Origin of the sequence: Paracoccus sp. NFXS7 (assembly GCF_040148865.1) — a bacterium.
Lineage (GTDB): Bacteria > Pseudomonadota > Alphaproteobacteria > Rhodobacterales > Rhodobacteraceae > Paracoccus > Paracoccus marcusii.
The window spans coordinates 558,170-580,921 of the sequence record NZ_JAKEKV010000001.1 but is presented as its reverse complement, the minus strand read 5'-3'; the positions used below and the strand labels follow the sequence as shown (position 1 = coordinate 580,921).

General features: G+C 69.4%; 23 protein-coding genes. 21 read left to right on the top strand and 2 right to left on the bottom strand.

The genetic code is table 11. The features are described from left to right. The 8 genes from LZ686_RS02895 to LZ686_RS02860 all read left to right on the top strand — a co-directional run bounded on the left by LZ686_RS02895 (nt 1) and on the right by LZ686_RS02860 (nt 5,682). Complete coding sequence (locus LZ686_RS02895) at nt 1-417, top strand: Na+/H+ antiporter subunit B (protein ID WP_045998858.1); 417 nt, start codon at nt 1-3, stop codon at nt 415-417. A 7-nt stretch (nt 418-424) separates the two neighbouring features. Further along, nucleotides 425-793 (top strand): Na+/H+ antiporter subunit C, encoded by a 369-nt coding sequence (locus LZ686_RS02890; RefSeq protein WP_232303266.1) that lies wholly within the window; start codon nt 425-427, stop codon nt 791-793. Continuing rightward, nucleotides 790-2,289 carry a Na+/H+ antiporter subunit D gene (locus tag LZ686_RS02885; protein ID WP_127898839.1) on the top strand — a complete coding sequence of 500 codons (1,500 nt, stop codon included), beginning with the start codon at nt 790-792 and terminating at the stop codon, nt 2,287-2,289. The genes LZ686_RS02890 and LZ686_RS02885 overlap by 4 nt, the downstream gene beginning before the upstream one ends. Continuing rightward, on the top strand, nt 2,286-2,762 hold the full coding sequence (locus LZ686_RS02880; RefSeq protein ID WP_045998861.1) for a Na+/H+ antiporter subunit E: 477 nt from the start codon (nt 2,286-2,288) through the stop codon (nt 2,760-2,762). Before LZ686_RS02885 ends, LZ686_RS02880 begins: the two co-directional genes overlap by 4 nt. 5 nt (nt 2,763-2,767) lie before the next feature. After that, nucleotides 2,768-3,058 carry a monovalent cation/H+ antiporter complex subunit F gene (locus tag LZ686_RS02875; protein ID WP_052715060.1) on the top strand — a complete coding sequence of 97 codons (291 nt, stop codon included), beginning with the start codon at nt 2,768-2,770 and terminating at the stop codon, nt 3,056-3,058. After that, on the top strand, nt 3,058-3,414 hold the full coding sequence (gene mnhG, locus LZ686_RS02870; protein ID WP_349546933.1) for a monovalent cation/H(+) antiporter subunit G: 357 nt from the start codon (nt 3,058-3,060) through the stop codon (nt 3,412-3,414). Before LZ686_RS02875 ends, mnhG begins: the two co-directional genes overlap by 1 nt. 111 nt (nt 3,415-3,525) lie before the next feature. Further along, nucleotides 3,526-4,695, top strand: coding sequence for a ribonuclease D (gene rnd / locus LZ686_RS02865; protein WP_349547117.1), 1,170 nt, complete (start codon nt 3,526-3,528; stop codon nt 4,693-4,695). A gap of 3 nt (nt 4,696-4,698) precedes the next feature. Beyond that, a complete protein-coding gene (locus LZ686_RS02860) occupies nt 4,699-5,682 on the top strand; it encodes a GNAT family N-acetyltransferase (RefSeq protein ID WP_349546932.1) in 984 nt (327 codons plus the stop codon). Here LZ686_RS02860 and LZ686_RS02855 read toward each other — a convergent pair. Beyond that, nucleotides 5,679-6,395 carry a PAS domain-containing protein gene (locus LZ686_RS02855; protein ID WP_255522178.1) on the bottom strand — a complete coding sequence of 239 codons (717 nt, stop codon included), beginning with the start codon at nt 6,393-6,395 and terminating at the stop codon, nt 5,679-5,681. The two genes, LZ686_RS02860 and LZ686_RS02855, sit on opposite strands and share 4 nt — an antisense overlap. A gap of 251 nt (nt 6,396-6,646) precedes the next feature. On the opposite strand from LZ686_RS02855, the gene gmk reads away from it, so the two are divergent. The 12 genes from gmk to LZ686_RS02795 all read left to right on the top strand — a co-directional run bounded on the left by gmk (nt 6,647) and on the right by LZ686_RS02795 (nt 20,289). Continuing rightward, nucleotides 6,647-7,279, top strand: coding sequence for a guanylate kinase (gene gmk / locus LZ686_RS02850; protein ID WP_349547116.1), 633 nt, complete (start codon nt 6,647-6,649; stop codon nt 7,277-7,279). Next, a complete protein-coding gene (locus LZ686_RS02845; RefSeq protein ID WP_349546931.1) occupies nt 7,276-7,800 on the top strand; it encodes a gamma carbonic anhydrase family protein in 525 nt (174 codons plus the stop codon). The genes gmk and LZ686_RS02845 overlap by 4 nt, the downstream gene beginning before the upstream one ends. 4 nt (nt 7,801-7,804) lie before the next feature. Further along, complete coding sequence (locus LZ686_RS02840; protein WP_349546930.1) at nt 7,805-8,917, top strand: ATP-binding protein; 1,113 nt, start codon at nt 7,805-7,807, stop codon at nt 8,915-8,917. 74 nt (nt 8,918-8,991) lie between these two features. Beyond that, on the top strand, nt 8,992-9,744 hold the full coding sequence (gene rpiA, locus LZ686_RS02835; protein WP_042250605.1) for a ribose-5-phosphate isomerase RpiA: 753 nt from the start codon (nt 8,992-8,994) through the stop codon (nt 9,742-9,744). Nucleotide 9,745: 1 nt separating this feature from the next. Further along, complete coding sequence (gene gorA, locus LZ686_RS02830; protein ID WP_349546929.1) at nt 9,746-11,125, top strand: glutathione-disulfide reductase; 1,380 nt, start codon at nt 9,746-9,748, stop codon at nt 11,123-11,125. A gap of 115 nt (nt 11,126-11,240) precedes the next feature. Then, nucleotides 11,241-12,539 (top strand): FtsH protease activity modulator HflK, encoded by a 1,299-nt coding sequence (hflK, locus tag LZ686_RS02825; protein ID WP_194885723.1) that lies wholly within the window; start codon nt 11,241-11,243, stop codon nt 12,537-12,539. Further along, nucleotides 12,539-13,750, top strand: a complete 1,212-nt coding sequence (gene hflC / locus LZ686_RS02820; RefSeq protein ID WP_148912114.1) for a protease modulator HflC — start codon at nt 12,539-12,541, stop codon at nt 13,748-13,750. Before hflK ends, hflC begins: the two co-directional genes overlap by 1 nt. 374 nt (nt 13,751-14,124) lie before the next feature. Further along, nucleotides 14,125-15,522, top strand: a complete 1,398-nt coding sequence (locus LZ686_RS02815; RefSeq protein ID WP_232303267.1) for a DegQ family serine endoprotease — start codon at nt 14,125-14,127, stop codon at nt 15,520-15,522. A gap of 100 nt (nt 15,523-15,622) precedes the next feature. After that, nucleotides 15,623-15,946, top strand: coding sequence for a 2Fe-2S iron-sulfur cluster-binding protein (locus LZ686_RS02810; RefSeq protein WP_045998869.1), 324 nt, complete (start codon nt 15,623-15,625; stop codon nt 15,944-15,946). Nucleotides 15,947-16,084: 138 nt separating this feature from the next. Then, nucleotides 16,085-16,516, top strand: coding sequence for a DUF2141 domain-containing protein (locus tag LZ686_RS02805; protein WP_273743464.1), 432 nt, complete (start codon nt 16,085-16,087; stop codon nt 16,514-16,516). Nucleotides 16,517-16,549: 33 nt separating this feature from the next. Next, on the top strand, nt 16,550-17,662 hold the full coding sequence (locus LZ686_RS02800) for a metallophosphoesterase family protein (RefSeq protein WP_349546928.1): 1,113 nt from the start codon (nt 16,550-16,552) through the stop codon (nt 17,660-17,662). Further along, complete coding sequence (locus LZ686_RS02795) at nt 17,659-20,289, top strand: AAA family ATPase (protein WP_349546927.1); 2,631 nt, start codon at nt 17,659-17,661, stop codon at nt 20,287-20,289. The genes LZ686_RS02800 and LZ686_RS02795 overlap by 4 nt, the downstream gene beginning before the upstream one ends. 2 nt (nt 20,290-20,291) lie before the next feature. Here the strand turns inward: LZ686_RS02795 and LZ686_RS02790 are convergent, their stop codons facing one another. Further along, nucleotides 20,292-20,906: an aspartate/glutamate racemase family protein gene (locus tag LZ686_RS02790; protein WP_349546926.1), complete on the bottom strand. Its 615-nt coding sequence runs from the start codon at nt 20,904-20,906 to the stop codon at nt 20,292-20,294. Between the two features lie 235 nt (nt 20,907-21,141). On the opposite strand from LZ686_RS02790, the gene LZ686_RS02785 reads away from it, so the two are divergent. Continuing rightward, a complete protein-coding gene (locus LZ686_RS02785) occupies nt 21,142-22,746 on the top strand; it encodes an ABC transporter substrate-binding protein (protein WP_349546925.1) in 1,605 nt (534 codons plus the stop codon). Nucleotides 22,747-22,752: the final 6 nt, after the last annotated feature.

The window sequence follows — 22,752 nt, the reverse complement described above, 5'->3', positions numbered from 1 at the left end:
ATGCAGTCGCTGATCCTGACCACCACCACGCGCCTGCTGGCGGCCCTGCTGCTGATGTTCTCGGTCTATGCGCTGCTGCGCGGGCACAACCTGCCCGGCGGCGGCTTCATCGGCGGGCTGATCGGGGCCACGGCGTTCATTCTCTATACCATCGCCACCTCGGTCGAGGAGGCGCAGGCCGCGCTGCGTATCGATCCGTCGAACCTGGCGATGGCGGGCCTGGGCGTCGCGGCCCTGGGGGGCATCGGCGCGGCCTTCGCGGGCCAGCCCTTCTTCACCGGACAGTGGCTGTTCCTGTTTCGCGACGGCGACAGCTATGTGCCGCTGTCCACCGTCCTCGTCTTCGACATCGGAGTCTACATGGCCGTCTTCGGCGGAATCCTGACCCTGGTCTTTGCCCTGGAACAGGAGATCTGATTTGGAAATGCTGCTTGCCCTGTCCGTCGGCGTCCTTGTCGCCGCGTCGGTCTATCTGATGCTGGACCGCAACATCCTGCGCTTCCTGTTCGGGCTGGCGCTGCTGTCGAACGCGGTCAACCTGCTGATCTTTGCCAGCGGCCGTCTGACCCCAGGCGCGCCTCCGCTGATCGATGCGGGCGAATATGCCCCCACCGGCGTCGTCGCGAACGCCCTGCCGCAGGCGCTGGTGCTGACCGCGATCGTGATCGGGTTCGGCCTGCTGGCCTTCACCCTGGCGCTGGTCTATCGCGCGTTCATGACCCTGGGCACCGTCAACAGCGACGAGATGCGCGTGGCCGAGCCCGTCGACGCGGGCAAGGAGGCCGGGAAATGAGCTGGCTTCTGGTCTATCCGATCCTGATACCGCTGCTGACGGCGGTCCTGTCCTATCTATTCCGCAAATCGCCCGCCGGGCGCTGGATCTCTGTCGCGGGGACAGTCGCGCTCTTGCTGGCCAGCGTCGTCCTGATGGCCGAGGTGCTGGAGGAGGGCGTCGTCGCCGCCCAGATGTCGAACTGGCAGGCGCCCTTCGGCATCACGCTGGTGGCCGACCTTCTGGGCGCGGTCATGGTCGTCATCACCGCCATCACCGGCCTTGCCACGGTGATCTATACCCTGTCGGAAATTCCCGAACGCCTGGAACGCCTGGGTTTTCACGCCCTGCTGCAGACGCTGCTGATGGGCGTCTGCGGAGCCTTCGTCACGGGCGACCTGTTCAACCTGTATGTCTGGTTCGAGGTCATGCTGATCTCCAGCTTCGGCCTGCTGGTGCTGGGGGCCAGCCGCGAACAACTGGACGGCGGCATCAAGTACGTGCTGCTGAACCTGGTCTCGACGATCATGTTCCTGGCGGGAACCGGTCTACTGTACGGCCTGACCGGCACGCTGAACATGGCCGACCTGCACCTGGCCGTCCGCGAGGTCGAGAATACCGGCCTGCTGACCACCGTCGCGGTGATGTTCATGGTGGCCTTCGGCGTCAAGGCCGCGCTGTTCCCGCTGTTCTTCTGGCTGCCCGCCTCCTATCACACGCCCCCGGTGGCGGTGTCGGCGATCTTCGCGGGCCTGCTGACCAAGGTGGGCGTCTATGCCCTGATCCGGATGTTCACGCTGGTCTTCGACCAGGATGTCGGGTTCACGCACACGATCCTGCTGTGGGCGTCGGTGGTGACTATGGTCACGGGCGTTCTGGGCGCGGCGGCGATGAACGACTTCCGTCGCATCCTGTCGTTCCACATCATCAGCCAGATCGGCTACATGGTCCTGGGACTGGCGCTTTATACGCCGCTTGGCTTGATGGGGGCGGTGTTCTACCTGGTCCACCATATCATCGTGAAGGCGAACCTGTTCTTCGTCGCGGGCGTGGCCAAGCGCATTGCCGGATCGACCGATCTGGCGCGCATCGGCGGCCTTTACGCCCATGCCCCGGTGCTGGCCTTCCTGTTCCTGATCCCGGCATTCTCGCTGGCGGGCTTTCCGCCGCTGTCGGGCTTCTGGGCGAAATACGTGGTCGTCAAGGCCGCGCTGGACCTGGAAATGTGGTTCGTGGCCGGGGTGTCGCTGGCGGTCGGTCTGCTGACCATCTTCTCGATGACCAAGATCTGGGGCTCGGCCTTCTGGCCCGCGCATCCCGACGGGGTCAAGCCGCGCCTGTCGGACCTGCCGATGGGCGACCGGATGGCGCTGATGCTGCCGATCGTGGCGCTGGCCGCGCTGACCTGCATCATCGGCCTGTTCCCGGAATCCTTCGTGCTGTTCGCCGAACGGGCGGCCACGCAGCTGCTGGATCCGACCGACTATGTCACGACCGTCCTGGGGGTGCAGCCATGAACCTGTTCGCCATCAACATGGTACTGGCCTTTGCCTGGGTCGCGCTGACCGGCGGGCTGACCCTGGGGGGACTGACGACCGGCTATCTGGTTGGCATGGCCGCGATGTGGCTGGTCCGTCCGCTGTTTCCCGATACCGGGGTCTATTTCCGGCGCCTCTACTACTGGACGCGGCTGATCGTGATGTTCGTCTATGAACTGGTGGTCAGCTCGATCCCGGTCGTGCGCGACGTGCTGACGCCAGGACAGTCGTCGCAGCCCGCGCTGATCGCGGTGCCCATCACGGTGACGACCGATCTGCAGATCACGCTGCTGGCCAACTTCATCTCGCTGACCCCGGGCACGCTCAGCCTCGACGTGTCCGAGGACCGCAGCACGCTGTATATCCACGCAATGTTCGGCGACGACCCGGACGCGATCCGCGCGCAGATCCGCGACCGGTTCGAGGTCTGGGTCCGCGAGGCGACGGAGTGAACGACATGACCCTGCTGGAATTTGTAATCCTGTTCGGCTTTGCCCTGGTGATCCTGGGCGTCGTGCTGGCCGCGATCCGGCTGGTGCGGGGGCCGAGCCTGGCGGACCGGATCGTGGCGCTGGACCTGATGACGGTGCAGCTGGTCTCGTTCGGCGGCCTGACGGCGCTGCTATCGGGCAGCGCGGGCTTTCTGGACGTGGCCGTCGTGCTGGCACTGGTCGGCTTTCTGGCGACCGTGTGCCTAGCGCGCTATCTGGAGCGTCGCATCCTGCTCAAGGCGGAGGAACTGACATAATGCATGACATCATCGTGGCGATCTTGGTGCTGTCCGGCGGCATCTTCTGTTTCGCGGCGGGGATGGGGGTGCTGCGGCTGCCCGACCTGCTGACGCGGATGCATGCCTCGACCAAGGCGGGAACACTGGGTTCGGGCCTGATCCTGATGGCCGTGGCCGTGCAGTTCGCCGAAGGAACGGTCATCGCGCGGGCGGTGGCGGCGATCCTGTTCTTGCTGATGACCGCGCCGGTCGCGGCCCATCTGATCGGCCGTGCGGCCTTTCGCACGGGCGTGCCGATGGTCGACCGGACCGTCTGCGAGGACGGCGTGGCCGACGCGCTGCGCGCCCGTCCGGGCGAGCAGGCACCGGACTAGGACCTGTGCCCCGGCGGCGGGCGACGGGGCTTTTCAACGCGCTGCCGTGGGCGTAAAGCTGTCCAATTGGCGGACGAACCGCCCGATCTGAAAGAGCGCATGAGCCAGGACATCCCCACCATCACCCGCACCGAAGACCTCGCCCGTTTCTGCGAGGCCGCAAAGCTTGCCCCCTATGTGACCGTCGACACGGAGTTCCTGCGCGAGCGGACCTATTGGTCCAAGCTGTGCCTGATCCAGCTGGCGATCCCGCCGGCATCGACGGCCAAGACCGGCGGGGGCGACGCCGTCCTGGTCGATCCCCTGTCCGAGGAGCTGTCGCTGGAACCGCTTTATGACCTGTTCCGCCACGAGGCGACGGTCAAGGTGTTCCATGCCGCCCGCCAGGATCTGGAGATCTTCTATCACGACGCGCAGCTGTTCCCTGTGCCGCTGTTCGACACCCAGGTTGCGGCCATGGTCTGCGGTTTTGGCGAACAGGTCGGCTACGAGACGCTGGTCCGCAAGATCGCCCGGGCCGACCTGGACAAGTCTTCGCGTTTTACCGACTGGTCGCGCCGTCCGCTGTCGGATGCGCAGGCCGCCTATGCGCTGGCCGACGTGACCCATCTGCGGGTGATCTACGAATACCTGTCGGCCGAGCTGAAGAAGACCGGCCGCGAGGCATGGCTGGCCGAGGAGATCGCGGTCCTGGAGGACCCCGAGACGTATATCACCCGCCCCGAGGAGGCCTGGCTCAAGGTGCGGACCCGCACCAACTCGCCCCGCTTCCTGGCGATCCTGCGCGAACTGGCGCGGTTCCGCGAAAGCTATGCCCAGGCCCGCGACATCCCCCGCAGCCGCGTCTACAAGGATGACGCGATGATCGAGCTGGCCTCGACCAAGCCGCTGACCGAGGCCGATCTTGGCAAGTCCCGCCTGCTGCTGCGCGAGGCGCGCAAGGGCGACATCGCTAACGGCATCCTGGCCTCGGTCAAGGCCGGGATCGAATCCAAGGACCTGCCCCAGCCCAAGGGCGACGAACCCGGCAAGCCCGGCAATGCCGCCCTGTCGGACCTGCTGCGCGTGCTGCTGAAGGCCAAGGCCGATGCGGCGGGCGTCGCGCCCAAGCTGATCGCGTCGTCGTCCGAACTGGACGCGCTGGCCACCGGCAGCCGTGACCTGCCGGCATTGCAGGGCTGGCGGGCCGAGGTCTTTGGCCGCGACGCTTTGCGCCTGGCCGCCGGGGAGATCGCGCTGTCGGCCAAGGGCGGCGCGGTCCGGGTCGTGCCGGTCGGATAGGCGATGCACCCGCCGGTCGCCCTGACGCGCCCCTGGCCCGAGGATGCCGACGACATCGCGGCAGCCCTGGCCGATTGGGACGTCGTGCGCTGGCTGACCACGCTGCCCTGGCCCTATGGCACGGCTGACGCGCGCGATTTCATCGCGGCCGCGGGGTTGGACGAACATGCGATCCGTCTGGACGGACGGCTGGTCGGCATGGTCCAGGCGGGCCGCGTCTTTGGCATCTGGATCGCACCGGACCGGCAGGGGCAGGGGATCGGCCGGCGCGCGGGCGTGCTGGCCCTGTCGCGCCTGTTCCTCTCCGGCGCGACCGAGGTGCATGCCCATTGTCTGATCGGCAACGACCGTTCAGCGCGCCTTCTGGCTTGGCTGGGGTTTCGGCCCTGTGGCCGGACGGTGCTTCGGTCGCGCCCGCTGCGGGCCGAGGTCCCGGCCGAGATGCTGCATCTGGACCGCGACACGTTCCAGCAGCGCCACGCGATCGCGTTGACGACGCCACGCCTGCGCATCGACGCGGTGACCCCGGACGACCTGCCCGCCCTGCACCGCATCGTGACCAAGCCCGACGTGGCGCGGATGCTGCTGCGCTATGACCCCGCGATGACGCTGGACGATGTCCAGCCGCTGCTGCTGCAGGGCGCGCTGCTTCCGCCGTTGCGGCTGGCGGTCCGATACAGGGGGCAGGTCGTCGGCATCGTCGGCCTGTCCGAAGGCCCACCGCCGCGCCTGAACTATTTCCTGGACCCCGCCCATGCCGGACAGGGCCTGGGGCAGGAGATGGTCGCCGCGGTCTTTGCCGAACTGGTGGCGCGGTTCGACCCCCCCGAGGTTCTGGCAGGTGCCTTCGTCGACAATGATGCGTCGCGCAAGATCCTGAAGAACCTTGGTTTCCGGCGGGGCGAGGATCTGGAGCTGCAGAGCCTTGGGCGTGCGTCGCCGGCGCCGGCCGCGCTGTATCGCTGGCGGCCGGGGTTGCTGGGCTAGGCGTCGGGTTGCCGGGGCTGGATGACCCGGAACAGGGCGCGCCGTTCCTCGGGGGTTTCGGCCTGGGGGAAACCGCGCAGGGGCTTTTCCGCTGCGGGTTTGTCCGGCACGGCCCCGCGCGGCTTGAAATCGGCGCGTCCTTCGGCAAAGCCGATGGCCGAGGGCGAGGGCTTGACCGTCGTGCCGCCTTCGATGATCGGCATGACCTCATCCGCCAGGATGTCGAAGCGGCGGGGCGCGATGCCGGTGTCGCCCTCTGCCACCAGGCAGCCCAGGGCGCGGGTGACGTCGCCCAGATCCGACCGAAGCGGCAGCAGCAGCATCTGGGCGTTCAGCTGCGGGCGGCCATAGTCGGGCTTGCCCTGCAGCGTCAGCCGCGCCATCTGGGGCGCCTTGAACACGCTTTCCAGCACGTCCGAGAACCGCCCCCGCGACGAGGTGTTCAGGAAGGCGCAGACGGGCATGCCGCGCACCTCCATGCCCATCAGGTCGATCAGGTGCCGCCCCGCCAGACGCAGTCGGCCCGCGCCCGGCGCGATGCGTTCCAGGATGAACGCGTAATCCAGCGTGCGCGCGATGCCCCGCGGATCGACATCCGACCGCGCCGGGATCGCCCGGCCCTTGCGGATGCCGTCCCAGTATTCGCGCATCTCGCGCAGAACGCGGTCCGGCGTGCAGGTCTCATAGTCCTGCAGGCGCACGATCCGTCCCATGGCGTCCTGGGGCGGCATTCCCGGCTTGGTGTCTGGTCCGTCTTCCCGGTCCGGCACGGTCAACCCTTTACTCTCTCCGGCCACGGCCGGTCACTGCTCACCCCTGACAATAGCGCGTTCCCCGCCCGCTCGCCGAGTCATTTAATGAACGAATGGTTAAGATGCCTTCCGGTTGCGGGTCTTGACCCCTGCGGCGCGACGGGGCATCCCCGGACGCATCGCGACCAACCGCCAGGGAACATGCCGCCATGATCGAACGCACCGGCCTGATGGTCATCCTGTCATCGCCCTCCGGGGCGGGGAAATCCACGCTGGCCAGGCGGTTGATGGACTGGGACGCGGGGCTGCGCTTCTCGGTCTCGGCCACCACGCGGGCGCCGCGGCCCGGAGAGATCGACGGAGAGCACTACCATTTCACCACCCGCGACGGCTTTCTGCGGATGGTCGCCGAGGGGCAGATGCTGGAACATGCCGAGGTCTTCGGAAACCTTTACGGCAGCCCGCGCGGGCCGGTCGAACAGGCGATGCTGGCCGGGCGTGACACGCTGTTCGACGTCGATTGGCAGGGCGGCCAGCAGATCCGGGCATCGGCCCTGGGGGCGCATGTCGTGTCGATCTTCGTGCTGCCGCCGTCGCTGCCCGAACTGGAACGCCGCCTGCGCGGCCGCGGCCAGGACAGCGACGCGATCATCGCCGGGCGCATGCAGAAAAGCCGATCCGAGATCAGCCACTGGGCCGAATACGATTACGTCCTGGTCAACGACGACCTGGACCAGACCGAGGCGCGGATGCGTGCCATCCTGACGGCGGAACGCCTGCGCCGCGACCGGCAGGCGGGGCTGGGCGCCTTTGTCCGCGACCTGATGTCCGAAGGTGTCGCATGATCTGGTCGCTGGACGGGATCACGCCGCAGATCGACCCGCAGGCCTGGGTCGCGCCGGACGCGCAGGTGATGGGGCGGATCGTGCTGGCGCCGGGCGCCTCGGTCTGGTTCGGGGCGGTTCTGCGCGGTGATACCGAGGTGATCGAGGTAGGGCAGGGCAGCAATGTCCAGGACCTGTGCATGCTGCACACCGATCCGGGCCACCCGCTGGTGATCGGGGCCGATTGCACGATCGGGCACCGTGCGATCCTGCACGGGTGCCGGATCGGCGACGGTGCGCTGATCGGCATGGGGGCGACGGTGCTGAACGGGGCGGTCATCGGCGCGGGTGCACTGATCGGGGCGGGGGCGCTGGTCCCCGAGGGCAAGGTGATCCCCGACGGCGCGCTGGTCATGGGCGCCCCGGGCCGCGTCGTCCGGATGCTGGACGCTGATGCGCAGGCGGGGCTGCGGGCATCCGCGGCGCGGTACCGGGACAACGCGGCGCGGTTCCGGGCCGGGCTGTCGCCGGCGGGGGACTGACGCGATGGCGGCCGAGCCGGGGCCGCGCCGGGTTGAAGGGTTCCTGGACGGCATTCCGCTGCCCATGCTGGCCGTCGACCGCGAGGCGCGGGTGATCGCCGCCAATCCGCTGGCGCTGGCGCTGTTCGGTCCGGCCCTGGTCGGGCGACCGTTCGTGACCGTGCTGCGCCATCCTGCCATCGTGCAGGCCGTGGACTGGGTCCTGGACCCGGAGGGGGTGCCTGCGCCCACGCCCGATCAGACGCTGCCCACGGCGCCGGACGGGGTCGCCACCCTGCGCGCGACCTGCGTCGCCGACGGCCGTGAGATCCTGGCCGAGGTGACGGTGGCGCCCCTGCCAAGCCCACTGGGGCGCGGCGCGACGGTCGCCGTCCTGGACCGCAGCGTGGCCGAGGAGGCCGAGCAGATGCGCCGCGATTTCGTGGCCAATGTCAGCCACGAGCTGAAGACCCCCCTGACCGCCATGACGGGCTTCATCGAGACGCTGCGCGGTCCCGCCCGCGACGACGCCCGTGCCCGCGACCGGTTTCTGGACATCATGGAGCGCGAGGCCGCGCGCATGAACCGCCTGATCAGCGAGCTGCTTTCGCTGAGCCGGGTGCAGGCCGACGAACGGTCCCGACCGTCGGGCCGGGTCGATCTGCCGGGTCTGCTGCGCGGCACGCTGGCCATGCTGGCGCCGCGCGCCCAAGCCGCGGGGGTGACGGTGACGACCGAAGGGCTGGATATCGACCTGCGCCTGCCGGGCGACGGCGACCAGCTGACCCAGGTGTTCCAGAACCTGATCGAGAACGCGGTGAAATACGGCGGATCGGGCGGCGTGCTGCGCGTCACGCTGTCGCGCCTGCCGCACGAACCGCTGCTGCGCGGGCCGGCCTGGGCCGTGTGCATCGAGGACCGCGGCGACGGCATCGAGGAACAGCATTTGCCGCGCCTGACCGAACGGTTCTATCGCGTCGACACCCACCGGTCGCGCGAACAGGGCGGCACCGGTCTGGGCCTGGCCATCGTCAAGCATATCGTGAACCGCCACCGCGGCCGCTTGCGGATCGAAAGCCGCGTGGGGCAGGGCAGCCGCTTTACCGTGATCCTGCCCGAGGGGCTGGCGCGCGGCTGAGGGGTCGCGGCCTCTCGCCCTTGGCGGTGGCTTGGCCTATAAGCGTGCGAACGGATTTTTCAGGGGACGTCGTCATGTCGCAATCACCGCAGGTCGATCCCGCCAAGCTGGCCGCCGCCAAGGCTGCGGTCGCGCTGGTCGAGGACGGGATGAGGCTGGGCCTGGGCACCGGTTCGACCGCCAGCGTCATGGTGCGCGAACTGGCCGCCCGCGTGCAGGCCGAGGGGTTGACCCTGCGCTGTGCCGCGACCTCGCGCGCGACGGCGGACCTGGCCGAGAGCCTGGGCCTGCGCATCGAGAGCCTGGACGACATCGGCTGGCTGGACATGACCATCGACGGCGCCGACGAGGTCGATCCGCACCTGCACCTGATCAAGGGCGGCGGTGCGGCGCATCTGCGCGAAAAGATCGTGGCTGCGGCCAGCGACCGGATGGTGGTCATCGCCGACCCCGGCAAGGTGGTCGAGGTGCTGGGCGCCTTTCCCCTGCCGGTCGAGGTGCTGGAATTCGGGTTCGAGACCACGCGCAAGCTGATCCGCCGCGCGCTGGAGGGGCTGGAGCTGGGCGAACACGACATCCTGCAGCGCCTGAAGGGCAGCGACCCGGTCGTGACCGATGAGGGCAACCTGATCCTGGACCTGCATCTGGAGGTGATCCCGGACCCGTCCGCCCTAGCGCGCGCGCTGTCTGGCATTCCGGGCGTCGTGGAACACGGCCTGTTTCTGGGGATGTGCGACCTGGCCATCATCGGCCGCGACGACGGCAGCGTGATCGAGCTGGCGCGCAACGACATCGACGCCGACATGCTGGCGCAGGAAGGGGAATGACGTGACCTTCGACTATGACCTGTTCGTCATCGGCGGCGGCTCGGGCGGGGTGCGCGCGGCGCGGATCGCGGCGGGCGAACACGGCGCCAAGGTCGGCCTGGCCGAGGAAAGCCGCATGGGCGGCACCTGCGTCATCCGCGGATGCGTGCCGAAAAAGCTGATGATCTTTGCGTCCCAAGCCGGCCTGATGGCCGAGGAGATGCGCGGTTACGGCTGGTGCGATGCGCAGGCCGGGACGTTCGACTGGGACATCTTTCGCGAAAAACTGGACGCCGAACTGTCGCGGCTGGAGGTGATCTATCGCGCCGGGCTGACCCGCGCCGGGGTCGAGATCCACGATCAGCGCGCCACCCTGGACGGCCATCACCGGGTCCGGCTGGCCGACGGCACGACCAAGACGGCGCGCCACATCCTGATCGCCGCCGGGGGCCGCCCCGCGCCCATCGGCATTCCCGGAGAGGAACTGGCGATGATCTCGGACGACCTGTTCCTGATGGACAAGCTGCCGGGACGCATCCTGCTGGTGGGCGGCGGCTTCATCGCCTGCGAATTCGCGACGATCCTGGCGGGGCTGGGGGTGGACACGGTCCAGGCCTACCGCGGCGACGCGGTGCTGCGCGGGTTCGACCGCGAGGCGCGCGACCTGGCGACGCTGCAGCTGAGCGCGGTGGGGGTGGATCTGCGCCTTGGCCTGACGCCCGCGGCGCTGGAGCGCGACAGCGACGGTATCCGCGTGCGCTTCGACGACGGCACGGATGAGCGGTTCGACGCGGTGCTGATGGCGACCGGGCGCGACCCCTATACGCGGGGTCTGGGCTTGGAGACGACCGAGGTTCGGACCAAGCCCAACGGCGCGATCGAGGTCGACGAATGGTCGCAGACCTGCGTGCCGTCGATCTTTGCGGTGGGCGACGTGACCGACCGCGTGAACCTGACCCCGGTCGCGATCCGCGAGGGGCATGCCTTTGCCGACACGGTGTTCGGCGCGCGACCGCGGACGGTCGATCACGGGTTGGTCGCCAGCGCCGTCTATCTGCGCCCCCACGAGCTGGCCAGCATCGGCCTGACCGAGGAGGAGGCCAAGGCCCGCGGTCCGGTCGACGTGTTCGCGACAACCTTCCGCCCGATGCGGTCGATGTTCGCGGGCAGCGACGCCAAGGTGATGATGAAGCTGCTGGTCGATCCGGCGGACGACCGCGTGCTGGGCTGTCACATCTTCGGCCCCGAGGCCGGAGAGATGATCCAGCTGGCCGCGATCGCCATTACCATGGGCGCGACCAAGGCACAGTTCGACGCGACCGTGGCCGTCCACCCCACCGCGGCCGAGGAGCTGGTGACGATGCGCCAGCCCGCGCGCCGGCATCAGGGCGTGGCGGGCTGACAATCCCGTGGGCGCGGCCTTGGGTCGCGGCCAGGGGCGGGTGTCAGGGTTGACATTTCGGCCCCGCGCCCCAGTTTTCAACTAACGGAAATTTCTACGAAAGAAGGTCTATCGGATGGCAAATCAGGGCCCCTGGGGCGGAGGCGGCGGCGGCAACGGCGGCCGGGATGACGGGGATCGTGACAAGAAGCCTGCCGGTCGCCCTTGGGGCGAACAGCCGCCCCCCGGCGGCCCGCGTCGTCCGAACAACGATCCGCAGCGCCCCGAGATCGAGGATCTGATGAAGAAGGGCCAGGAGCGCCTGCGCGTCCTGATGGGCGGTCGTGGCACCGGCGGCGGCACGGGCGGGGGTGGCGGCGGCGGTCGCAGCCCGATGGGTCCGAACTTCGGTTTGAACCGCTCGACCCTGGTCGTGGCGGGCCTGGCAGCGGTCGGCCTGTGGGCCTTTGCCAGCTTCTATCGTGTCCAGACCAACGAACAGTCGGTCGAGTTCCTGTTCGGCCGCGCCATCGCCGTGGGGACCGAGGGTCTGAACTTTGCCCCCTGGCCCGTCGTCACCGCCGAGGTCGTGCCCGTCACGAACGAACGCGTGACCGAGATCGGCACCGGCCAGGCCGGCCCGATGGACAGCGGCCTGATGCTGACCAGCGACCAGAACATCGTGAACATGGAATACCAGGTGGTCTGGAACATCCGCGATCCGCAGATGTACCTGTTCAACCTGGCCGACCCCGCAGACACGATCCGCGCCGTGTCCGAGGCCGCGATGCGCGACATCATCGCGCGCAGCGAACTGGCCCCGATCCTGAACCGCGATCGCGGCGTGATCGCCAGCGACCTACGCGCCGCCGTGCAAAGCACGCTGGACAGCTATCAGTCGGGGATCAACGTGATCCGCGTCAACCTGGACCGCGCCGACCCGCCTGAGGAGGTCATCGACGCCTTCCGCGAGGTGCAGGCCGCCCAGCAGGAGCGTGACCGTCTGCAGAACGAGGCCGACGCCTATGCCAACCGCGAACTGGCCGCGGCCCGGGGTCAGGCGGCCCAGATCCTGGAACAGGCCGAAGCCTATCGCGCCGAGGCGGTCAACACCGCCGCGGGTGAGGCCGCGCGCTTCAACTCGATCTACGAGGAATACGTGAACGCGCCCGACGTGACCCGTCGCCGGATGTATCTTGAGACGATGGAGCAGGTTCTGGGCGGCGTGAACAAGATCATCATCGGCGAGGGCATCGGCGGTGGCGAGGGTGGCTCGGGCATCGTGCCCTATCTGCCGCTGGACCAGCTGCGCGGCACGGGGCAGGGCGGCGCCACGCCCCCGGCGCCGACCGCCGGCCAAGGCGCGGGCCAGACCACCGGCACGCAGGCGGGCACCCAGCCCGGCACCACCACGACCAGCGGAGGGACGAACTGATGGCTGCGCGCAAGAACCTGCTGACCGCCCTGGCCCTGCCGGCCGTGGTCGTCGTCGCCGTCCTGGCCGGATCAGCCCTGTTCATCGTGGACGAGCGGGAAAAGGCGCTGGTGCTGCGTCTTGGCCGGGTCGTCGACGTGCAGGAGACGCCGGGCCTGAACTTCAAGCTGCCCTTCATCGACAACGTGGTGAAGTACGACGGGCGCATCCTGGGTCTGCCGACCAGCCCGCTGGAGGTCACCCCGCTGGACGACCGCCGCCTGGTGGTCGACGCATTCGCCCGCTGGCGCATCACCGATCCGGTGCGGTTCCGCCAGGCGGTCGGCGTGCAGGGCATCCAGGCCGCCGAAATGCGCCTGGAGCCGATCGTGATCGACGCCATTCGCGGCGTTCTGGGTACGGTGCCCTCGACCTCGGTCCTGTCGGATGATCGGACCAGCTTGATGAACCAGATCCGCGACGAGGCGCGTTCGAATTCGGGCGGCCTGGGGATCGAGATCATCGACGTCCGCCTGACCCGCACCGACCTGCCCGAGCAGAACCTGAACGCGACCTATGCCCGGATGCGGGCCGAGCGTGCCCGCGAGGCCGCCGACGAGGTTGCACGCGGCAACGAGGCTGCGCAGCGCGTCCGCGCCGCCGCCGACCGGACCGTGGTCGAGCTGACCTCCGAGGCCGGCCGCCGGTCCGAGATCGTCCGAGGCGAGGCCGACGCGCAGCGCAACGCGATCTATGCCGACGCCTATGGCCGCGACCCCGAGTTCTTTGCCTTCACCCGCTCGCTGACCTCGTATCAGCGCGCGCTGCAGGGCAGCAACAGCTCGCTGGTGATGCAGCCGGACAGCGAGTTCTTCAGCTATCTGTCCAGCGACGGGGCTGCGAACGCCAACCCCGCATCGACGCCGGTACCGCCGGGCAATTCGGCCGAGCGGCTGGGTCTGAACGGCCCTGCCGAAACGCCCGAAGGCGAGGAGCTAGTCGTTCCCGAGGTAGTCGACCGCGACGGCAACCGTCTGGGCGAATCTGCCGGGATCGAGCTGACCCCGGTGCCCGAGAATCTGGCCACACCCCCGCAGGAGCCGTCCGAGATCCTGTCGCCGGACGCCCCGGTGGAGGGCGCTGCCCAGAGCGAGGATGCGCCAGCTGAGGAAGCCCCGGCCCCCGAGGCCCCGGCCGAGGATACGGCGGCGGAACCCGCGCCCGCCAACTGACGACCCCGAGGCGGGCGGAGGGAAACCTTCGCCCGTTTCTGCAACGAAAATCACGATCTGTTCACAAGTCGAGAGCGTGGTTTATTTGCCACGGCACCCTACATTGGCGTCATATCCAACAGGCAGTCCGGGCACCCGCCCCTGATCGCTGCCGTCGAGAGATGAGGACATCCCGCATGAAACCGCTTTTCCCTCGCCATATCCTGACCGCGTCGGCACTGGCGCTGGCGGTGGGGCTTGGCCAAGCTGGCGCGCAGGCCGTCGACCCGGCCAATGACGACGTGCTCCCCGAGGTCAGCCAGCAGGCCCAGGAGGCCGCCGAGGCCAACCAGCCGCTGGGGGCGGACGCCGCGACCGCCGACACGTCCCAGGTCATGCCCGGCAGCTTTGCCGACCTGGCGCAGCAGGTCTCGCCCGCGGTGGTGAACATCACCACGACCTCGGTCGTGTCGCAGCCGACCGGCGGGCCGGCCTTCCCCGAGGGCAGCCCCTTTGCCGACCTGTTCCGCGAATTCGGCCTGCCCGGCGGCCCCGGTGCACCGGAAGGGATGCCGACGCCCCGCAGCCCGCAGCGGTCCAACGCGCTGGGGTCGGGCTTCGTGATCTCGGCCGACGGGTTCATCGTCACGAACAACCACGTCATCGAGGGCGCCGACCAGATCGAGATCGAGTTCTATTCCGGCGAGACGTTGCCCGCCGAGGTGGTGGGTACCGACCCGAACACCGACGTGGCCCTGCTGAAGGTCACCAGCGAGACGCCGATCCCCTTCGTCACTTTCGGCGACAGCGACAGCGCCCGCGTGGGCGACTGGGTCCTGGCGCTTGGCAACCCGCTGGGACAGGGCTTTTCGGCCAGTTCGGGGATCGTGTCGGCGCGCAACCGCGAGCTGTCGGGGACCTATGACGACTATCTGCAGACAGACGCGGCGATCAACCGGGGCAACTCCGGCGGGCCGCTGTTCAACCTGAAGGGCGAAGTGATCGGCGTGAACACCGCGATCCTGTCGCCCAATGGCGGATCGATCGGCATCGGTTTCTCGATGGCGTCGAATGTCGTGTCGCAAGTCGTTGAACAACTGCAGGAATTTGGCGAGACCCGCCGCGGCTGGCTGGGTGTCATGATCCAGGATGTGACCCCGGAAATGTCCGAGGCGATGGGTCTGAACGTGGCTGGCGGCGCGATGATCACCGATGTTCCCGAAGGCCCGGCGCGCGATGCAGGCCTGCAGACGGGCGACGTCATCACCAGCTTTGCCGGCACCGAGGTCGAGGACACCCGCGGCCTGGTCCGCCGCGTGGCCGAGGCCCCGGCGGGAGAGACCGCGCAGGTCGTGGTGATGCGCGACGGCGACGAACTGACGCTGGACGTGACCCTGGGTCGCCGCGAGACGGCACAGAACGGCGCGTCGGAATCGCCCGCGGCGGCAGAGCCGTCGGAGAGCGATGTCCTGGGCATGACCGTGACGGTGCTGACGCCCGAAATGGCGGCCGAGCTGGGTGCGCCGCGCGACGCGACCGGCCTGGCCATCACCGGCATCGATCCCGAGGGTGCGGCCGCCGAGAAGGGCCTGGCCCCCGGCGACATCATCACCGACGTCAACCAGCAGTCCGTCGCCAGCGTGGCCGACCTGAACGCCCGCATCGACGAGGCCCGCGAGGCCGGTCGCCGGTCGGTCCTGATGCTGATCCGCCGCGGCGGAGAGCCGCTGTTCGTGGCGCTGCCCCTGTCAGAGACCGCCCCCGCGGACGAGGACACGGCTCCGGTCGAATAAGCTGCGGCCCATGGCAAAAGAGGGGCGGCCTTTCGGGGCTGCCCCTTTTCAATGGCCGTCCGATCCCGTAATTCCGGGTGACACAAGGGAACAAGCACTCATGGCGAAGATTACCTATATCGAACACAACGGCACCCGCCATCAGGTCGAGGTTCGCCCCGGCATGACCGTGATGGAGGGTGCGCGGGACAACGGCATCCCCGGCATCGACGCCGATTGCGGCGGAGCATGTGCCTGTTCAACCTGCCATGTCTATGTGGCGCCGGAATGGACGGACAAGCTGCCGCCGGTGGACCCGATGGAGCAGGACATGCTGGACTTTGCCTACAAGCCTGACCCCGAGCGGTCGCGCCTGACCTGCCAGCTGAAGGTGACCGAGGCGCTGGACGGCCTGGTCGTGCAGATGCCAGAACGCCAGATCTGATCGTCCCTCACGGTGACGTGTCGATGGCCGCGCCCTCAAAGGCGCGGCCATCTGCGTATCAGTCCCTGGCGGCGGTTGTCCGGCACCGCGTTTCGTGGTGACCTGCCACGTCATGTCACGACCGCCACGGGGGAACGGATGCAGCATCGTCGCAGGATCGGGATCGCGGCCCTGGTCGCCGCAACCACGCTGGCCGCGCCCGCGATCGCGGGCACCATCCAGGTGACGGTGACCGGCATCCCCGATGACCGCGGCGTGCTGGCCTGCAGCCTGCATGCCGATCCCGCGGGGTTCCCTGACGGGGCGGGCGCGGTCCATGACGCGTCCCCGCCGCGCGGTGGCCAGGCTGTCTGCACGTTCGAGGGCGTGATGCCGGGACGCTATGCGGTGGCGGTGCTGCATGATGCGAATGCCAACGGGCGGCTGGACACCAACGTGCTGGGAATGCCGCAGGAACGCTGGGGCATTTCTGTCGGGCCTGCACCGCGCCTACGCGCGCCGCGCTTTGACGAGGCCGCGTTCGACATGGGCACCGACCCGCTGCAATTGCGGATCGACCTGGATCCGTGACTGCGACCCGTTGACCGACAAGGATTTTCACGCATGACATTCCGCTTTCTGCACGCATCGGACCTGCATTTGGGCAAGCCCTTCGGCGGCTATCCCGAGGGTATCCGCAACCGCCTGCGCGAGGCGCGTCATGCCGCCATCGGGCGTCTGGCCCAGGCCGCCCGGCAGGGCGGTGCACAGGTCGTGCTGCTGGCGGGCGACAGTTTCGACGCGGAAACCCCGGCCCCCGACACCCTGCGCCAAGCCCTTCGCGCGATGGCGGAGGAGGCAGACATCCGCTGGATCATGCTGCCCGGCAATCACGACAGCCTGGCGGCGACAGAGCTGTGGCGGCGCATCGCAACCGATGGCCCGGCGAACCTGCAGCCCCTGATGGATGACAGCCCGGTGACCCTGGCCGACGACGTCTGGCTGCTGCCCGCGCCCTGCACGCAGCGTCGCGCCGGGCGCGACCTGACGCAGGCGATGGACGCGGCCACGCCGCAAGGCGCGCGGCGGATCGGCCTGGGCCACGGCCCGGTGACGGATTTCGACGAGGGCGACGGGCGAACGGGCATCATTCCGCCCGACCGTGCGGCGCGGTCGGGGCTGGATTATCTGGCACTCGGCGATTGGCACGGACAGCGTCAGATCGGCCCCGCGACCTGGTATTCGGGCGCGCCCGAGGCCGACAGCTTCAAGCATGACGGCCCGGCGGGTGCGCTGCTGGTCGGACTGGGCGCCCAAATGACGGTGCAGGCGGTGCCCGTGGGGCAGTTCCGCTGGACCCGCCCGCACCTGGACCTGCTGCCCGGCGCGGATGTGCGGGCGGCGCTGACGCGCGCCCTGCCGACGGAACGGGCACGCGATCATCTGGTCAGCGTGACGGCAGGCGGCAGGCTGGCCCTGTCGGACCGTGCGGCGCTGGACGCGGCCCTGCAGGCGGCTGCGCCCGATTACGGCTGGTTCGCCGTCGACTTGTCCGCCCTGCAGGTCGAGGCCCGGCCCGACGATCTGGACCTGATCGACCGCGCGGGCGCGCTGCGCCACGCCGCCGACGCCCTGCTGGCGGACACGACCGACCCGCAGCGGTCGCAGGCCGACCGCGACATCTCGGCCGCGGCGCTGTCGCGCCTGTACAGCTTTGCGCAGGAGGTGCAGGCATGAAGCTGCGCGCGATCGAGCTGACCAACCTTCGCCGCTTTGCCGGGCGCCGGGCGGTGCTGTCCGACCTGGGCGACGGCATCACGGTTCTGTCCGAACCGAACGAGTTCGGCAAATCCACCTTTTTCGATGCGCTGCACGCGCTGTTCTTTGAACGCCACCGCAGCAGCCGCGCGCCGGTCAAGGCGTTGCAGCCCCATGCCGGCGGCGCGCCAGAGGTGGCGGTCGAGATCGAATCGACCCAAGGGCGGTTCCGCATCCACAAGCGGTTCCTGTCGCGCGCGCAGGCGCGGGTCACGGACGCGCAAGGCCGCCTGATCGCCCAGGAGGACGAGGCCGAGGCCTGGATCGACCGCCTGCTGGATGGGGGGCTGGCCGGACCGTCGGGTCTGTTGTGGGTCCGCCAGGGCCTGCTGGGGCTGGAGCCGGAAGGCAACAGCGCCGCGGACCGACAGGACCGCGATCGCAATCTTGGGACGCGGCGCGACCTGCTGTCTTCCGTCGCCGGAGAGATCGACATGATGACCGGGGGACGGCGCATGGACGCGGTCCTGGACCGCGTCGGGCAGGAGATGGCACGGCTGGCGACCGCCACCGGTCGCCCCAGGGCCGGGGGCGAATGGCAGCGTGCGATCGAGGAGGCCGAGCGACTGTCCCGTGCCGAAACCGAGGCTCGCGACAAGGCCGCGCGCCTGTCCGGCGACTTGGCCCGCCGCTCCGAGTTGACGCGCATGCTGGCCCGCGTGACAGACCCGGAGGCCGCCCGCGCCCGCCAGGCTGCCCTGACGCAGGCCGAGGAGGCGCATCAGGCCGCCCGCAAGCATGCAGACCGGCTGGCGCAGGCGGAACGCGACCTGACGCTGGCCCGGATGGCCGAGACGACCGCGCGCCAGCAGATCGACCAGACCCGACAGCTGTCCGACCGCGTGACCCAGGCCCGCGAGACACTGCGCCTGGCCGAGGCGCGCGCGGTGGCCGCCCGCGACCGCGCCGAGGCGCTGGCCCTGCGCGATTCGCAGGCGGCCGAGGCGCACCGCCAGGCTGGCGAGATCGCGCGCGATCTGCGCGGACGCCTGTCGCGGGCACAGCAGGCGCGGCTGGCGCTTGCGGCGCGGTCTCGGGTGGTCGATCTGACCCATCGGCTGGACCGGGCGCAGGCGCTGCAGGCGCAGCTGCACGCGGATCGGGCACAGCGTGCGCGGCTGACCATCACGCCCAAGGCGATGGCACGGCTGGATCAGACACAGACAGCGCTGGACCGCCTGGCTGCGCGTGCCGACGCACAGGCGGTGATCATCGAATTTCACGCGGACGGGCCTCTGGCGACGCTGGCGGACGGAACCTCTGTCGAGGGTGCATGGGCGGTGCCGGGGCGGATGCACGTCACGCTGCCGGGCTTTGGCGCGATCCGCGTCGATCCGGGATCGGGGCGGGGGGCGCAGCTGGCCGCCGATCTGGCGCAGGCGCAGCGGGACGTGGCAAGCGCGCTGCAGGATTGTGGGGCGGCCGATCTGGCCGATGCGCGTGACCGGCTGAACCGCGCGACGCGGCTGGACGATGCGCTGCGCCAGGGGGCGCAGGCGCTGGACGATCTGGCGCCGCTGGGCCTGGATGCTTTGCGCGAGGCGCTGGCCCTGGCCACGGCCGAGGCCGCCGATGCCCCTGCGGATGCCGAGGACGCCGCGGTGCTGGAACCTCTGCTGACCGCCGCCGATACCGCCGAGGCGCAGGCGCAGGCCCAATCGCGCAGCGCCCATGAGGCCGCGACCGCCGCCGGGGAGGCGCGTGCCGATTCCGAGGGAGAGCGCCGTTCCGCCGAACGCGCGCTGGCGGATGTGCTGGCCGAGGTCGGATCGCTGGACGATCTGGCGGCGCGTCTGGACGCGCTGGCCGCCTCGCTGCCCGACCTGTCGGCCCGCAGCGCCGAGGCCGCCCGGCTGTGCGCCACCCTGTCGGATGCGGCCCCCGACCTGACCACCGCCCAGGCCGCGCTGTCGCGTGCCACCAGCGCTGCCGAACAGGCCCGGCGCGACGCGGAGACGATGGAGCGCGACCTTGCCGCGCTGAACACCCGCATCGCGCTGTTGGCCGAGGAGGGGATCGAGGAAACGCTGGACGAACTGTCCGGCCAGCGCGCCGAGGCCCAGGCCCGCGCCGACCGTTACGCGGCCGAGATGGCCGCCCTGACGCGCCTGCGCGACACGCTGGAGCAGGCGCGCACGCGCCAGCGCGACGCCTATTTCAAGCCGGTGGTGCGAGAGCTGCAGCCGCTGCTGTCGATCCTGCATCCCGGCGCGGCGCTGCAGATCGACGACCAGACCCTGCTGCCGCATGCGCTGACCCGTGACGGACAGGCCGAACCGCTGGACATCCTGTCGGGCGGCACACGCGAACAGGTGGCGATCCTGACGCGGCTGGCCTTTGCGCGCCTGTTCGCGCAGGCCGGGCGGCCGGTCCCGGTGATCCTGGACGATGCGCTGGTCCACACCGATGACGACCGGATCGAGGCGATGTTCACCGCCCTGCACCGCGTCGCCACCGATCAGCAGGTGTTGGTCCTGACCTGCCGCCAGCGGGCGTTCCAGTCCCTGGGCGGCACCCGCGCCCATGTCCGGATCGAGGACCTGTAACCTCAGCGGGCCAGCAGCCGGGCCATCGCGCGCGCGGCCTCGGGGACGGGCTGGATCAGCGGCACGGGGGACAGGGGCGCCAGCCGGACCGCCGCCTGCGCCAGCGGGCCGCCGCCGATGATCACCGCCTCGGCACCGGCTGCCGCGGCCCGCATCACCGCCTCCAGCAGGGCGTGATCCAGCGCGTCGGGATCGCGCATCACATTGGGGCTGTCGGTCATGTGACAGCCCAGATAGCGGCCGTTCTGCCCCCGCATCAGCGCGTCGATCCGGTCCCGCAGGGCAGGGGTGGTGGTCGCGACCGCAAAGGCGCGACCCCCCTGCGCCGCCGCCCGCGCCGCCGCGGCCCCGATGCCGATCACCGGCACCGCAAGGCGGGCTGCCAGCCGATCCGCGCCCGGATCGCCGAAGGCCCCGACGATCACGCCGCGACACGCCGCGGGCGGGTGCAGCGCCGCGATGCCGTCGACCGCACGGTCCAGCTGGTCCGGGGTTACGATCACCTGCGGCCCTGTGGCCGCCGTCCACCCCTGAAGGCCCGCCAGCCACGGCGCCGCGATCGCGCACATCGCCGCGGTCGTGAACGGGTTCGCGTTGGGATTGGCCAGCAGGATCATCCCGCGCCTGTGGCCCGCTTATCGATGCGCTGTCCATCCTGAAAGACGGGCTGCGGTGGCGAAAACATTGCGTGCAGGAATTGTCAGCAATCTGACCGCCCGGCGTGCATCGCGCAGGTTTTTTGCGAACGGATCCCCACACAATGGCCGCCCGCCGCTGCGCAGCCCTGCAGCGGCGGTCCAAGGTGATCCCAATTCGGGGCAGCAACGACCCCGGCCAACAGGGAGAACGACCGTGCTTGATCTGAGAAAAGGCATCGCCGCATTGGCGCTTTCGGTGGCGGTGCTGGCCGGACCTGCGGCCATGGCCCAAGGCACGCTGCGCATCGGCATGACCGCCGCCGACATCCCGCTGACCACCGGCCAGCCCGATCAGGGCGGCGAGGGGCTGCGCTTCATCGGCTATACGGTCTATGACGCGCTGATCAACTGGGACCTGACGCAGGGCGACGGGCCGTCCGGCCTGGTGCCGGGCCTGGCCACCGCATGGGAGGCCGACGAGGCCGACCGCACCCGCTGGACCTTCACGCTGCGCGAGGGGGTGACCTTCCACGACGGCAGCCCGTTCAACGCCGAGAACGTGGTCTGGAACCTGGACAAGCTGCTGGACGAAAGCGCCGAACAGTATGATCCGCGCCAATCGGCGCAGGGCAAGTCGCGCATTCCCGCCATCGCCAGCTATCGCGCCGTGGACGATCTGACGGTCGAGATCATCACGCATGAGCCGGACGCGACGCTGCCCTATCAGCTGGCCTGGGTGATGATGTCGTCCAAGGCCAACTGGGAGGCCCTGGGCAAGGACTGGGAGCAGGTCGCGGCCAAGCCGTCGGGGACGGGGCCGTGGATGATGGAATCCTTTGTCCCGCGCGAACGGGCCGAGCTGGTGCCCTTTGCCGATTACTGGGACGAGACGCGCATCCCCAAGTTGGACCGGCTGGTGCTGATCCCGTTGCCGGAATCGAATGCACGTTCGGCCGCGCTGATGTCGGGGCAGGTCGACTGGATCGAGGCGCCGGCCCCCGACACCATTCCCGCGATGCAGGGCAACGGCTTTGCCATCACCCAGAACGCCCTGCCGCATAACTGGACCTGGCACCTGAGCCGGGTCGAGGGGTCGCCCTGGAACGACATCCGCGTGCGCAAGGCCGCGAACCTGGCCATCGACCGCGAGGCGATGGGCGCGCTGCTGGGCGGGCTGATGATCCCGGCCAAGGGGTTCGTGCCGCCGGGGTCGCAGTGGTTCGGAGAGCCGGATTTCGACGTCACCTATGACCTGGAGGCCGCGCAGGCCTTGATGACCGAAGCGGGCTTCGGCCCCGACAACCGGCTGAAGGTCAAGGCGCTGATCTCTCCCTCCGGGTCGGGCCAGATGCTGCCGCTGCCGATGAACGAATACATCCAGCAGTCGCTGGCCCAAGCCTGGATCGACGTCGAGTTCATGGTCGTCGAGTGGAACCAGATGATCAACCTGTGGCGCGCGGGCGCCGCCGATCCGTCGGTCGAGGGATCGCAGTCGATCAACTTCACCTACTTCATCCAGGACCCGTTCACCGGCTTCATCCGGCACCTGGATTGCGACCTGGTGGCACCCAACGGCACCAACTGGGGCCATTACTGCGACGAGGACATGCAGGGTCTGTTCGAGGAGATCAAGACGACCTTCGACCCCGCCGAACAGGACGCGGTCCTGCGCCGCACGCATGAGAAGTTCGTCGATGATGCGCTGTTCCTGATGGTCACGCATGACGTGGCCCCCCGCGCCGTGTCGCCCAAGGTACAGGGCTTCGTGCAACCGCAGAACTGGTACCTGAACTTCTCGTCCATAACGATGGCCGACTGACCCGCA